Origin of the sequence: Mesorhizobium sp. B2-4-15 (assembly GCF_006658505.1) — a bacterium.
Classification (GTDB): Bacteria; Pseudomonadota; Alphaproteobacteria; order Rhizobiales; family Rhizobiaceae; genus Mesorhizobium.
Genome location: NZ_VFUZ01000033.1, coordinates 1 through 12309, shown reverse-complemented (window position 1 = coordinate 12309; position 12309 = coordinate 1). Strand labels below are relative to the sequence as shown.

Here is a 12309-nt window from a genome sequence, read left to right as displayed (position 1 = left end):
GTCAGCGCCGCAATATGGCGTCCACACCCTTCTGCGCGAACTCGATGTCTTCGTCAGTGGACAGGCCGCTGACCGCGACAGCGCCGAGAACCCTGCCATCCAGGATCACGGGAATGCCGCCGCCAAAGCCAGTGTAGCGGGCATCGCCATAAGAACCCATGTCGAAGCCCCTCCCAATTGCCCTTGCCGCCTGGCCGATGTGCATCGAGGGTGTTCGCTCGCGGGCGGCGGTCCACGCCTTGTTGGCGGCGATCAGGATGGACGGGTAGGGCGCACCGTCGAGACGAGACAGGGCGATAAGTTCGCCTTGCTGGTCCGCCACGGCAATCACCGCGTTCTTGCCTTCGGCCGCGATGGCGTCGCCGATCGCCTTCACAGCCTTTGCGGCGTCCGTGTGGCCGAGTGTTGGTATCGTCAGCATCTTTTCAGTTCCAGTCTCTTTAGGTCGGCTCTATGGAGATCGTCTGCCCGGTCGCCGCGGATTGGGCAACGGCCCTGGCCAGCTTGAGGCTCCAGACGCCATCCTCGCCTGATGACGATGGCTTGCCCCTGTTCTGGATCGCCGCGATGAAGTCTGCGACGCCGCGTTCATAGGTTACGTTCATTTCGAGGGGGATGACCTCGTCTCCTTCCTTCGTCCGCAGAATCACGCTGCCGCCTGGTGCCTGGGACATGACGTCGATCCCAAGGATCGTGCCCGCGGAGCCATGCACCTCAACGCCTCTCGGGCCATATCCGACGACGAAGCTGTCGTGGCATTGCACGAGGATATCGCCCGGGAATTCCCAGATCGACATCACGCTGTCCTCGATGTGTCTCGGCCCCGATCCCGACGTTGCGGCTATGGCTGAGATCTTGGTTGGATTGGCGCCGAGATAAAAGCGCAGAAGATCGCCATTGTGCACGGTGATATCATAGATGACGCCGGCGCCGGCGGCCTTGTCGTGCAGTCGCCAGGTCTTCAGGCTTTCCGGAAGCTCACCGGCGTGGAACAGGCGAATGGAATTCACCTTGCCGACCGCACCTTGGTCAATCAGCCGTTTGATGGCGCGATGGCTATCCATGTTCCGGAGGTGATGGTTGGTTGCGAGAACCACGCCCTTGTTGCTGGCCATGTCCACCAGGGTCTGTGCTTCTGACGCTTCAAGTGCCAGGGGCTTCTCGCACAGGACGTGTTTTCCAGCCTTGATCGCGGCCAATGCGTCCGGCAGATGCCGGTCGTTGGTCGTGCTGATGTAGACGGCCGTGATCTCGGGATCAGCCAGCATCTCGGCGACCGAGTCGTAAGCGTTGGGAATCCCCTTCTGCTGCGCAAATGAGGTTGCCCGTTCCAGATCCGCGCTCACGATCGACCTGACGGCCCCGGACGGGTGCTTGCGGATGGCGTCCACCATCCATTCGCGCGCGATCGTGCTGGCACCGATCAGGCCCCAGGTCACAGTTTCATGCATGCTCTTTATCCTTCTGCATCGAGCGGTCGCCGCGAGGCGCATCGCCTGGACACCGCGCCAACGGCTCCGCCGCGTGCCGACGTACAAATTTGTCTGACAATCATTATATTTGTCAACAATCGAAATGACAAAAAATTACGCTCCGAGATTGCGTCGGTTTGAATTTTTTGCCATTTGCGGGCGGAATCCTGCTGAAATGGCTGGTGCGCTCGTTCCGATCGCTACCGAATCGCTGACTATTTGCTGCGAAACAAGATTGACAGACATGTAAATAAATTGGAGGATAGTCAGACACCGATCGGCGCTGAGAAAGCGCAGCCAGACAATCGGTAGAGGGCGCCCTTTGCAGCGAATGCCTCTGGAGCGGATTGCCCCAGGCGTGTCGTCGGTATGGAGGCACTTCACTCGTTCTCTCTCTGCGGCTCTCGGCGAACGCCGGTGCAGGCTGAGCCTTGAAAAAATGCAAACCAAAAAAGGGGAATTCGGATGATTACGCGTAGTCTTGTCATTGCGTCTCTCATGCTGTCGGCATCCATGTCGGTGTCGATCGCAGCGGACGAAAGCGTTGAGGTGATGCACTATTGGACCAGCGGCAGCGAAGCAGCCGGTCTCAATGTTTTGAAGCAGCTGCTGGAAAAGCGTGGCGTTACGTGGTCGGATTCGCCGGTTGCCGGCGGCACCGGCATGAACATGGTCCAGGTGCTTCGTGCGCGAATTGCATCCGATACCGCGCCGTCGGCGGCCCAGATGCATGCCCAGCAGGTTCAGGCGTGGGGGGCCGAGGGCGTTCTGACGGATCTCAGCGATCTCGCGAAGAAACAGGGCTGGGACAAGATCATCGCTCCGGAACTGCTGCCGCTGATTTCCTATGATGGCAAGATCGTCGCCGTGCCGGTCAATGTTCATCGCTCCAATTGGCTTTGGTACAACAAGAAGGTGTTCGACAAGGTGGGCGTTCAGCCTCCGGCCACCTGGGAGGAGTTCAACCAGGTTTCCGAGAAGTTGCTGGCGGCTGGCATTACTCCGCTGGCTCTTGGTGGTCAGCCCTGGCAGGAAGCAGATCTTTTCGAGAACGTCGTTCTGGGTATCGGCGGCGCCGATTTTTATCGCAAGGTAATGGTCGAGCAGGATGAAGCTTCGATCAAAAGCGAAACGATGACCAAGGTCTTCGATCAGCTTCGGATCATGAACAAATTTGTCGACGCCAATTATCCCGGCCGGGACTGGAATCTGGCGACCCAAATGTTGATCAAGGGCGAAGCCGGAATGCAGATCATGGGCGATTGGGCCAAGGGGGAACTGTCCCTGGCCAAGATGGAACCCAATGTGGATTACGGCTGTTCGCCCGCTCCCGGCACCAAGGGCGACTACGTCTGGCTGACCGACAATTTCGGTTTTTTCACCACCAAGGACGCCAACCGTGAAAAGGGTCAAATGGAGATGGCTTCGGCGATCCTCGACAAGGATTTCCAGCAAGCATTCAACATCAAGAAGGGCTCTATTCCGTCGCGCGTGGACGTGTCGATGGACAAGTTCGACTACTGTGGCAAGGCGGCATACGCCGACCGCGCCGAAGCCCAGAAGACCAACACGTCGTTGCCCTCCCTGGCACACAATGCAGCATCCAACGCCGCCAAAACGGGGGTCTTTCTGGATGTGGTCTCGACCTTCTTCGAAACCAAGGACATGACTCCGCAGCAGGCCATTGATCAACTTGTGGCGGGATTGAAGTCAGCCGGCCAGTAGTTCCGCCCGACCCAGTCGGCGTCCCCGATCAGTTGTTCGAGGGCGCCGGCGGCATTGCTGCAGCTGTTGCCGCTCACGCTGCGGCGGCCCAGCAAGCACTGCAATCCGCAACAGCCATAGAGGCCCAGCCGTGTCGACGACTCTTTCCGAATATAGAGGTGTTTCAGGCAGGCACGGTGAGAACAGCGCCGGGCTGAGGCTATGGCTTGGCCAGAATGCGTCGCAACTTGCCCTGGCTCCCTCGGTCGTCGTCGTGCTTGTCGTTGTCTATGGCTTCATGGTGTGGACGGGTGTGATTTCGCTCACCGCCTCCAAGATGCTGCCCACTTACCAGTTCGTTGGCTTCGAACAGTATGAACGCCTCTGGAGCAATCCGATTTGGCATATTGCCGTATCGAACATATTCATATTCGGCTTTCTGTTTATCGGGTTTTCGACGGCCTTCGGCCTCGCTCTGGCGATCCTGATCGATCAGAAGGTCCGTGCCGAGGGATTTCTCAGAACCATCTATCTCTACCCAATGGCGCTGTCTTTCATCGTCACGGGAACGGCATGGAAATGGATTCTCAACCCAGGTCTCGGACTGGAGCGCATGGTTCACATGTGGGGCTGGGAAAGCTTCAAGTTTGACTGGCTGGTCAACACGCAATACGCGATCTACACCCTCGTCATCGCCGGCGTATGGCAGTCGTCGGGCTTCGTGATGGCGCTTTTTCTCGCAGCGTTGAGGGGCATTGACGATGACCTCATCAAGGCTGCCAGGTTGGACGGCGCAGGGACGGTCCAAATCTATCGGCGGATCATCATACCCCAAATGGGCCCGACGTTCATGACTGTCGGCGTCATTTTGATGCAACAAGCCGTCAAGAGCTTCGATCTAGTCGTTGCCCTGACATCGGGCGGCCCGGGAAACAGTACCAACCTGCCCGCGACCTTCATGTACACGCAAACTTTTGGGCGCGATCAAATGGCGGTGGGCGCCGCCAGTGCGATCATGATCTTCATGACAGTAACCGCGATCATCGTGCCTTACCTGTATGTCGACATCAGGAACAACCGCAATGAAGGCTGATGGGATCATTCTGCAGCGGGGGCCGTCGCATCATGTCGCACGCGTCTTTATCTATGCGTGCCTGGCGGTGATGGCGGTCGTTTATCTCCTGCCTCTCATTGTGGTCGTGTTGACATCCCTCAAGGATCTCGACGACATCCGGAACGGATCGATACTGTCGGTTCCACAACGATGGACGGTTGAACCATGGCGGCAGGCATGGTCGGAGGCGTGCATTGGTTTGCGGTGTGCCGGTATCAAGAGCTTCTTCGTCAACTCGATTGCGATGATCGTGCCTGCCGTGGTGATGTCCACGGCCATTGGAGCCCTCAATGGCTACGCGCTGACCCAATGGAAATTCCGGGGCGCTGATCTGATATTTGCAATGTTACTGTTCGGGGTGTTCATTCCCTTCCAGATTATCCTGATCCCGATGGCGCGAACCCTGGGCGCCATCGGGATTGCAAATACAATGGTTGGCCTGATCGCCGTGCACGTCGTCTACGGCATTCCGTTCACGACCCTGTTTTTTCGCAATTACTTTCTTTCGCTACCGTCCGATCTTGTAAAAGCGGCGAGGGTCGACGGCGCCGGTTTTTATCAGACACTCTGGCGGGTCATCCTGCCGATATCAATCCCGTGTTTTGTCGTCTCGATCATCTGGCAATTCACGAACATATGGAACGATTTTATCTTCGGCACCACGTTCACTTCAGGCGACAATGTCCCGGTGACCGTAGCCCTCAACAACGTGGTGAACACGACGACCGGCGTGAAGGCCTACAATGTCGACATGGCATCGGTGGTAATGACCGCGCTACCTACGCTCGCAATATATGTCTTCGCCGGTCGATACTTCCTGCGCGGCCTCATGGCGGGATCGATCAAGGGGTAATCACATGTCCAAGTTGTGGCGGCCAGCGGATGCAAATCAATCAAGTAATTCCTGGATCCTGAAGGCCATCCTGACCGTCGTGGCAGGCGCTCTCATCCTAGCATTCTGGCCTAGGATTTTCATAGCTTTCCAAGATGAAAGCAGAAACCGAGAAATTTCTGCATCCGCGCAGGCGTTTGTCTTCTCCAGAATTCTTGGCAAGCATTCATAGGCGCTGGCACCACAGTGTACGTGACGAGTGATCCGGGATGATTGTGATGGGCAGTCGTTTCAAATGAAATTTTATCCGAACACCGGAAAGCTGAAACTCTGCCTGTCGTATGACATGAAAGTGCATACGATAGCGGTTCGCTTAGTGGACAAGTACGGATTCGCGAAAGCCCAAGCACGCGCACGATTGGTTGCACACCGTTCCAGAGGCAGGCGCGCCTGTATTGCCAATGGCATCGCGCGAGCTATTGCTGAATGCAACAGGTTGGACATTTACTACCATTAGAGGCGAGCGATTAGCCAAAGCGCGGCGAAATAAGGCCGAGCGCCGGACTTCCCTTGAACTTCGACGGCTTGGCCGGACCTGCGACTAGTCTAATCCTCGTCCTGGTCCGTAGGTTCGCCAGCATACGAGATCATACGGAGCATACGGGTTGGCTAACCATCCCCTTAAACCATTGATTTTCTTTGGGAGTCTTACACCCTCCGGAACTAACGTAATCGTATAATTCAATAGCTTGCGAACCGGTTCGCCAAAGTCGAATCAAGTAGCCAGTCCGCCACTCGCCGATCGCACCATCTTCTCAGGGATGGCAGCTTTGCGCCCCATCTCGGCCGTTTAGATCAGCTTTGCTGTTTCCTGAAAGCTGACTTCGCAGGCAACCGCGCTGGAAGTTGCGGCAGCGCCACGAGCAGACGATCCGCTCGGCGCCAACAGCCGCCCACATTCAACAAGTCGAAAGTCTGCGCCCCTCCGCAAATTGCTTATGTAGGGTGAAGGTCCTGCACTTCATAGGTCCAGACCCGAAACCCTTTGAGAACATGCGGGCCGAAGGAGTTGATGAGCGGAATGTCGGCCGCATCGCGGCCCCGGGCGAGGACGATCCTGCCAATCCTGGGCGTGTTGTTTCGCGGATCAAAAGTATGCCAAGCACCGTCCAGGAAGACCTCGATCCAGGCGCTGAAGTCCATGGGGTCGACGACCGGGACTCCGATGTCGCCGAGATGCCCGTTGACATAGCGTGCAGGAATATTGAGGCAGCGGCACAAAGTCAGCGCGAGATGGGCGAAGTCGCGGCAGACGCCTATGCGTTCCTGGTACGCCTCGAACGCCGTTCGCGTCGATCTGGCCTGCATGTAGTCGAATTGAATATGACCGTGGACGAAGTCGCAGATTGCTTGCACGCGGCCCCAACCTGGGGCAGTGGCGCCAAACATGTCCCATGCCGTCTGGCTGAGACGATCGGTTTCGCAATAGCGGCTGCCCATCAGGTAGACAAGGCAGCCGTCCGGCAAATCCCACACGGCTACTTCCCGGGCAGCTGGCAGCAGCCTATCTGTCTTGCCGTCGTCCTCGATCGTTGCATCGCCCCACATAGTCAGGTCGCCCGCGGGGGCAACAAAGCGCCGGCACCTGTTGCCAAAGAGATCATGGTAGGTCGATGTCGGAACATCGGGCGTGGTCAAGATCGCTTCAGGGATCCTGATGTCCGCCGCGCGGTCGTCGTGGACCGATAGCAGGCATACCAATGCGGTCGGTTGCTGGCAGGTCAGCGTGATCTCATAGCCGTAGCGGATCAGCATGTAGATCTTGCCCACCTCGTAGCGTCCGATCGACTAAGGTCGGTCATGGCATCACCCATCCTTGTGTGCCGGACTTCCACTGACACGTGGAAATCGGTGCAGGAACGATCAACTGCGACTCGACGGCCATCTGATGTTCAAAAGAATCGAGCCCAGACGCGCCGCCCTCATTTTCCCAGACTGCAAGCGCGGCGAAGTTGCGGTCCGAAAGCTTTCGTTGTTATGGCCCCTCATGATGTTGGCCGTTCCTCGTTGATCACCGCCCCGATGAGAACGCCGGAATAGAGCTTTGCACCTTTCGCATCGGCGATCATCATGGCGTCTGGCCTCTGCGGCATGTTTAGGGTTTGTGCCAAACGCCGCGCGATTTCGATCGCATCATCGAGGTCGGCCGCTTCCGCCGCTTCGCGGCCGATCAGGGCATGCGCGTCGTCGGCGGCTCGGGTGCGATAAAACTCGACCACGATCTTCATCGTCATCCCTGCCTGTCCCGCGTCCTCAACCCTTGGCCTTGCTACGCGCGGCACGGGCAGCAAGTTTGACCTGGCTGCCGAAGGCGCTTTCAGGGCTGGGCGTTACCTTTCCTGCTTCGGCTTCTTGATCTCCCGGCTCGAGCGTTTCTGTCCCTTTGACACGTTCAAACGTCCTTTCGATGAGCGTTATGCTGTCACCCGGCGATGTGTCGACCGGTTCGAGACTGTCTTGCGTCGCCACCCGTTCATGAAGTTCGCTGTCGTTGCGGATGCGGTATTGCGGCGAATCTCCCCTCGGCGGGAGTTTGGCTGTGATACGGTAGATTTCCGAAGTCTTTGGGACTGTGCCGAAGCCGCCCTTCAGCCGGACAGCCTGTCCGACGGCAAATAGATGCGTTGCGGCTTCGCGGCGGACCGGGCGTGCGTTGCGTTGCATCAGGGTTGTGGTTCTCATGATTGTCTCTGGTCCTGCTCCAGTGCGGCTCGGAGCCATGCCGGTTCGATTGGCACCATCTGCTGCGTAGCTCCGCTTGCGGAGATCGCCGGCAGGTGAATGAAAGTGGTCATGCGGCGCCATGCGATCCGGGATGGCCCTTCCAGGGACTCCTCGTCATGATCGACGCGATATTCTCCGGGTGGTTGCGGTGCATCAAAGCCGGGCAGCGAAAACGCCGACTTGAAGCGAACGACAGTTGGTGTGGTGCGGCTGGTCATTTGTTGCGGCTTTCAGCGGAAACGCGCGCCTGCGCATTCCGTATCATTCCCACTCGAACCGCCGGAATGATGCCCGACGCTGCCAGTCCATCCGTGGTCAGCGTCGATGTCATTCCAGGGGTTCGAACGGAACGAAATGTGCGCCGGACCGGCGCATGCACTCGTTTTCGAGAATTCAGTTGTGAAGAGTGGGGCTCTGACACAAAGCCAACTCGACCAAATCAACGAAATTTACATATGCGCCTCAATTGAGTTCCAAACAAGATCGCGACGCCTTTTATTCACCCCTTTTGGAATAACACATAGGCGTCCGTGAAATTCAACGCGGCAGAAGTTTTTCATTCAATACGAAATGAGTTTCTGTGATCTCGAATTATTTTGCTCGATTTCTTGGATATTCGCGAGAATTAATTCTGGCACTCCTATCTATCGAGTGCCAATGCGCCTATAGGCAGGGTAAGGTCGCCATCAATGACGGCCCCAGAAAGAGTCCCCAATGAAATTCCGGCCACTCCACGACCGCGTCATCATCCGGCGCGCCGAAAGCGACACCAAATCCAAAGGCGGCATCATCATTCCCGACAATGCCAAGGAAAAGCCGCAGGAAGGCGAAGTCATCGCTGTCGGCCCAGGTGCGCGCGAAAAAAATGGCGCGCTGATCGCGCTCGACGTCAAGGCGGGCGACTTCATCCTGTTTGGCAAATGGTCGGGCACGGAAGTCAAGATCGACGGCGAAGACCTCCTGATCATGAAGGAAGCCGACATCATGGGCATCATCGACAAGACCGAGATGGTCAGCACCGACAAAGCCGGAGCGGTCAAGAAGGCCGCCTGATCTCGCTGTTCCCAAAACCCGAACTGGATAAGAAAATGTCTGCCAAGGAAATCAAATTTTCCACCGATGCGCGTGACCGCATGCTGCGCGGCGTCGAGATCCTCAACAACGCCGTCAAGGTGACGCTGGGCCCCAAGGGCCGCAATGTCATCATCAACAAGGCTTATGGCGCGCCGCGCATCACCAAGGACGGCGTCACCGTCGCCAAGGAAATCGAGCTTGCTGACAAGTTCGAGAACATGGGCGCGCAGATGGTGCGTGAAGTCGCCTCCAAGACCAACGACCTCGCAGGTGACGGCACCACGACAGCCACGGTGCTGGCCGCCTCGATCTTGCGCGAAGGCGCCAAGCTGGTCGCCGCCGGCATGAACCCGATGGACCTCAAGCGCGGCATCGATCAGGCGGTCGCAGCCGTCGTCGGGGAAATCAAGGCGAAGGCCAAAAAGGTCAAGTCGTCGGCCGAGATCGCCCAGGTCGGCACTATCGCGGCCAATGGCGACGCCTCTGTCGGCGAGATGATCGCCAAGGCGATGGACAAGGTCGGCAATGACGGCGTCATTACCGTCGAGGAAGCCAAGACCGCCGACACCGAACTCGACGTCGTCGAAGGCATGCAGTTCGATCGCGGCTATCTCTCGCCCTATTTCGTCACCAATGCCGAGAAGATGCGCGCCGAGCTGGAGGATCCCTATGTCCTTATCCACGAGAAGAAGCTCGGTAACCTACAGGCTATGCTGCCAATCCTCGAAGCGGTCGTGCAAAGCGGCAAGCCGCTGCTGATCATCTCCGAGGACGTCGAAGGCGAAGCGCTGGCCACACTGGTCGTCAACAAGCTGCGCGGCGGCCTCAAGGTAGCGGCCGTCAAGGCGCCGGGCTTCGGCGATCGCCGCAAGGCGATGCTAGAAGACATTGCCGTGCTCACATCAGGCCAGATGATTTCCGGGGATCTCGGCATCAAGCTCGAGAACATCACCATCGACATGCTCGGTCGCGCCAAGCGCGTGCTCATCGAGAAGGACGCGACGACGATCATCGACGGCGCCGGCCCGAAGGCCACCATCCAGGCGCGTGTCGCCCAAATCAGGGCGCAGATCGAGGAGACGACCTCCGACTACGACAAGGAGAAGCTGCAGGAGCGGCTGGCGAAGCTCGCCGGCGGCGTTGCCGTCATCCGCGTCGGCGGGGCCACCGAATCGGAAGTCAAGGAAAAGAAGGACCGCATCGACGATGCGCTGAATGCCACGCGCGCCGCTGTCGAGGAAGGCATTGTTCCGGGCGGCGGTGTGGCGCTGCTGCGGGCCAGGTCGGCGCTCAATGGGCTGACCGGCGCCAATGCCGATGTGACGGCCGGCATCTCGATCGTGCTGCGGGCGCTCGAGGCGCCGATCCGCCAGATTGTCGAGAATTCCGGCGTCGAGGGTTCGATCGTGGTCGGTAAGCTCTCCGACAGCAAGGATCACAATCAGGGTTTCGATGCCCAGAATGAGGTCTATGTCGACATGATCAAGGCCGGCATCGTCGACCCGGCCAAGGTGGTGCGCACGGCGCTGCAGGATGCCGGCTCGATCGCGGCGCTGCTGATCACGGCCGAGGCGATGATCAGCGACATTCCAGCCAAGGAAGCCGCGCCTCCACCCGGCGGCGGCATGGGCGGGATGGGATACTGAGACCTCGGGGTCAAGAGAAGTCCGTGCGTGAACCGACACTGCTTCCGGTATTCGGCAGGCTTGGGGTCAAGCCGCCGGTCGCCGTTGCCGCGATGTCGACCAGATCCAGGAGCATGAAGAACGTGGGGGCTAGCGTGAGGAAAGGTCTCTCGTCACCCAGGGGCCTGTTTTGGAAGCCGGGCGTGGTGCTATGGACGGTCGTTGCCTTGGCGGCAGTGTTTTTCATTATGCAGGCCTGAACCGACCGACATTCAACGGTCCGGGCGAAAATGAAAGGGACGCGATATGGCAAATCGCTACGCGCTTCGCATGGACCATCCGGACAGCTGGACCGTTTTCGACGTCTTCACCGGCCAGCCCGCCGAGTCTGATAAGAGGGTCATGGTCGGCTTCAATGCCGATGATGCGGACAGAATGGCCGATCGGCTGAACAGCCAAGACGCCCGGCGGCGGGAAGAGGCCGGCCGCTGACTTAAGCTGATGAACCAACGGGGGGCAAATCTGCCGAATGATTCGCCAACCCCCTGACCGGGGCGTACAGTCCCATTGTCGCCGGCCAGCCGGTCGTAACCGTGGCGACCCCCGCTTATCTCGAGGCTCACGGCGAGCCGGCAATACCGGCCGAACTGGAACAGCATTCCTGTATCATATACGCGCCGCAGGGTTCGCCCCGCGTATGGGGGTTCCGGGATCGCTTTGGTCCCGTCATGCATAATCCCAAGTGCGCCTTCCGCACCAACGATGCGGAACAAATACGAGCCGCCGTCCTGTCCGGCAGCGGAATCGCTCATGCTCCCGGTTGGTTATTTGGAGCAGAGATTGCGTCAGGTGCAGTGCGCGACATCCTGACGGACTATGCGCCGAGGCCATTAGCAATCACGGCCGTGCGGCCAGCGGGCCGCTTCCTCGCTAGCAAAGTCCGGGTCTTCGCCGATTTCCTCGCCGAACTCTTCGCCCAGGAGCCCAGCCTTGCGCTCAATCGTGCCGGCACGGAGGGTCTGTCCGACCAAACGGGTTGACGTCTGGTCCCGCCCGTCGATTCCGAATGTCGGCTGAGGGCCAATCCGAGACCTCGGTCCCTTCGAGTTGTACGTCCGTTCTTTGGGTTTCGGAGCTCAAAGCTGCCGATCCGCTGTCGGCCCCCGAGCAGTGGGATCGCGGCGCCGTTTCTCCGCTGGCCAATCAAGGCCGAGGAGAACTCACATGGGCCATTCTCAATACGATGACGCTGGGCGCGAGCGCGCCGCTTGGAGCGCCGGCAAGAAGCTCGGAACAAAGCGTCCGCTTACGCAGAAGCATATCTGGGCGGTTCGCTTCTTCCTCGATCACGAGAGACGCGTTCGCGACCGTGCGCTGTTCGATTTGGCAATCGACAGCAAGCTCCGCGGCTGCGACCTGATTAAGATCAGGATTCGCGACCTGGTTGTGGGACTGGAGATCCGAACTCGCGCCATCGTCGTTCAGCAGAAGACGGGACGCCCGGTCCAGGCACAGGCGGGCATCCTTGTCGTTTTCGAGAGGCGGATGGCGCGGCCCTTAGGCTGCGCTCGCGACCCTGGCCGCAAAGTCGCGATAGGTGTGCAGGGGGCGGCCCAAAATACTGGTCAGCCGCACAACATCATCGGCCTGCGGGATCATGCCGTCGCTGACATAGCGCTCGGCCATTAGGCGCATCTCGTAGGC

The 12309-nt window shown here is 58.8% G+C and carries 12 protein-coding genes and 3 pseudogenes; 8 read left to right on the top strand and 7 right to left on the bottom strand.

The annotated features are described in order from the left end of the window. Position 1: 1 nt before the first annotated feature. Together FJ930_RS26830 and FJ930_RS26825 are read right to left on the bottom strand one after the other, a co-directional pair. Positions 2–421, bottom strand: coding sequence for a heme-binding protein (locus tag FJ930_RS26830; RefSeq protein WP_141840775.1), 420 nt, complete (start codon positions 419–421; stop codon positions 2–4). Between the two features lie 19 nt (positions 422–440). Then, positions 441–1493 carry a Gfo/Idh/MocA family oxidoreductase gene (locus FJ930_RS26825; RefSeq protein ID WP_246677038.1) on the bottom strand — a complete coding sequence of 351 codons (1053 nt, stop codon included), beginning with the start codon at positions 1491–1493 and terminating at the stop codon, positions 441–443. 444 nt (positions 1494–1937) lie between these two features. On the opposite strand from FJ930_RS26825, the gene FJ930_RS26820 reads away from it, so the two are divergent. The 3 genes from FJ930_RS26820 to FJ930_RS26810 all read left to right on the top strand — a co-directional run bounded on the left by FJ930_RS26820 (position 1938) and on the right by FJ930_RS26810 (position 5143). After that, positions 1938–3197 carry an ABC transporter substrate-binding protein gene (locus FJ930_RS26820; RefSeq protein ID WP_141840774.1) on the top strand — a complete coding sequence of 420 codons (1260 nt, stop codon included), beginning with the start codon at positions 1938–1940 and terminating at the stop codon, positions 3195–3197. Between the two features lie 193 nt (positions 3198–3390). Next, entirely contained in the window at positions 3391–4269 is an 879-nt protein-coding gene (locus FJ930_RS26815) for a sugar ABC transporter permease (RefSeq protein ID WP_246677043.1), read from the top strand. Beyond that, positions 4259–5143, top strand: coding sequence for a carbohydrate ABC transporter permease (locus FJ930_RS26810; protein WP_141840773.1), 885 nt, complete (start codon positions 4259–4261; stop codon positions 5141–5143). Before FJ930_RS26815 ends, FJ930_RS26810 begins: the two co-directional genes overlap by 11 nt. A 975-nt stretch (positions 5144–6118) precedes the next feature. On the opposite strand, the gene FJ930_RS26805 is transcribed toward FJ930_RS26810, so the two are convergent. The 4 genes and pseudogenes from FJ930_RS26805 to FJ930_RS26790 form a co-directional block, all read right to left on the bottom strand. Further along, positions 6119–6937 (bottom strand): transglutaminase family protein, encoded by an 819-nt coding sequence (locus FJ930_RS26805; protein ID WP_141840806.1) that lies wholly within the window; start codon positions 6935–6937, stop codon positions 6119–6121. 230 nt (positions 6938–7167) lie between these two features. Continuing rightward, positions 7168–7410: a hypothetical protein gene (locus FJ930_RS26800; RefSeq protein ID WP_140748951.1), complete on the bottom strand. Its 243-nt coding sequence runs from the start codon at positions 7408–7410 to the stop codon at positions 7168–7170. Positions 7411–7561: 151 nt separating this feature from the next. Further along, positions 7562–7864: pseudogene (locus FJ930_RS26795) on the bottom strand (hypothetical protein); the annotation flags it as partial. Continuing rightward, on the bottom strand, positions 7861–8124 hold the full coding sequence (locus tag FJ930_RS26790) for a hypothetical protein (protein WP_141840772.1): 264 nt from the start codon (positions 8122–8124) through the stop codon (positions 7861–7863). The gene FJ930_RS26790 and the pseudogene FJ930_RS26795, both read right to left, overlap by 4 nt. A gap of 496 nt (positions 8125–8620) precedes the next feature. Between FJ930_RS26790 and FJ930_RS26785 the strand changes: the two genes are divergently transcribed. The 5 genes and pseudogenes from FJ930_RS26785 to FJ930_RS30605 form a co-directional block, all read left to right on the top strand. After that, positions 8621–8959, top strand: coding sequence for a co-chaperone GroES (locus FJ930_RS26785; protein WP_141840771.1), 339 nt, complete (start codon positions 8621–8623; stop codon positions 8957–8959). Between the two features lie 35 nt (positions 8960–8994). After that, positions 8995–10626 carry a chaperonin GroEL gene (groL, locus tag FJ930_RS26780; protein ID WP_141840770.1) on the top strand — a complete coding sequence of 544 codons (1632 nt, stop codon included), beginning with the start codon at positions 8995–8997 and terminating at the stop codon, positions 10624–10626. 309 nt (positions 10627–10935) lie between these two features. After that, on the top strand, positions 10936–11097 hold the full coding sequence (locus FJ930_RS26770; protein ID WP_348642753.1) for a hypothetical protein: 162 nt from the start codon (positions 10936–10938) through the stop codon (positions 11095–11097). Positions 11098–11150: 53 nt separating this feature from the next. Then, positions 11151–11645: a substrate binding domain-containing protein gene (locus FJ930_RS26765; RefSeq protein WP_141840769.1), complete on the top strand. Its 495-nt coding sequence runs from the start codon at positions 11151–11153 to the stop codon at positions 11643–11645. Between the two features lie 184 nt (positions 11646–11829). Continuing rightward, positions 11830–12114 (top strand): annotated as a pseudogene (locus tag FJ930_RS30605) (integrase); the annotation flags it as partial. A gap of 48 nt (positions 12115–12162) precedes the next feature. Here the strand turns inward: FJ930_RS30605 and FJ930_RS30600 are convergent. Next, positions 12163–12309: pseudogene (locus tag FJ930_RS30600) on the bottom strand (NmrA/HSCARG family protein); the annotation flags it as partial.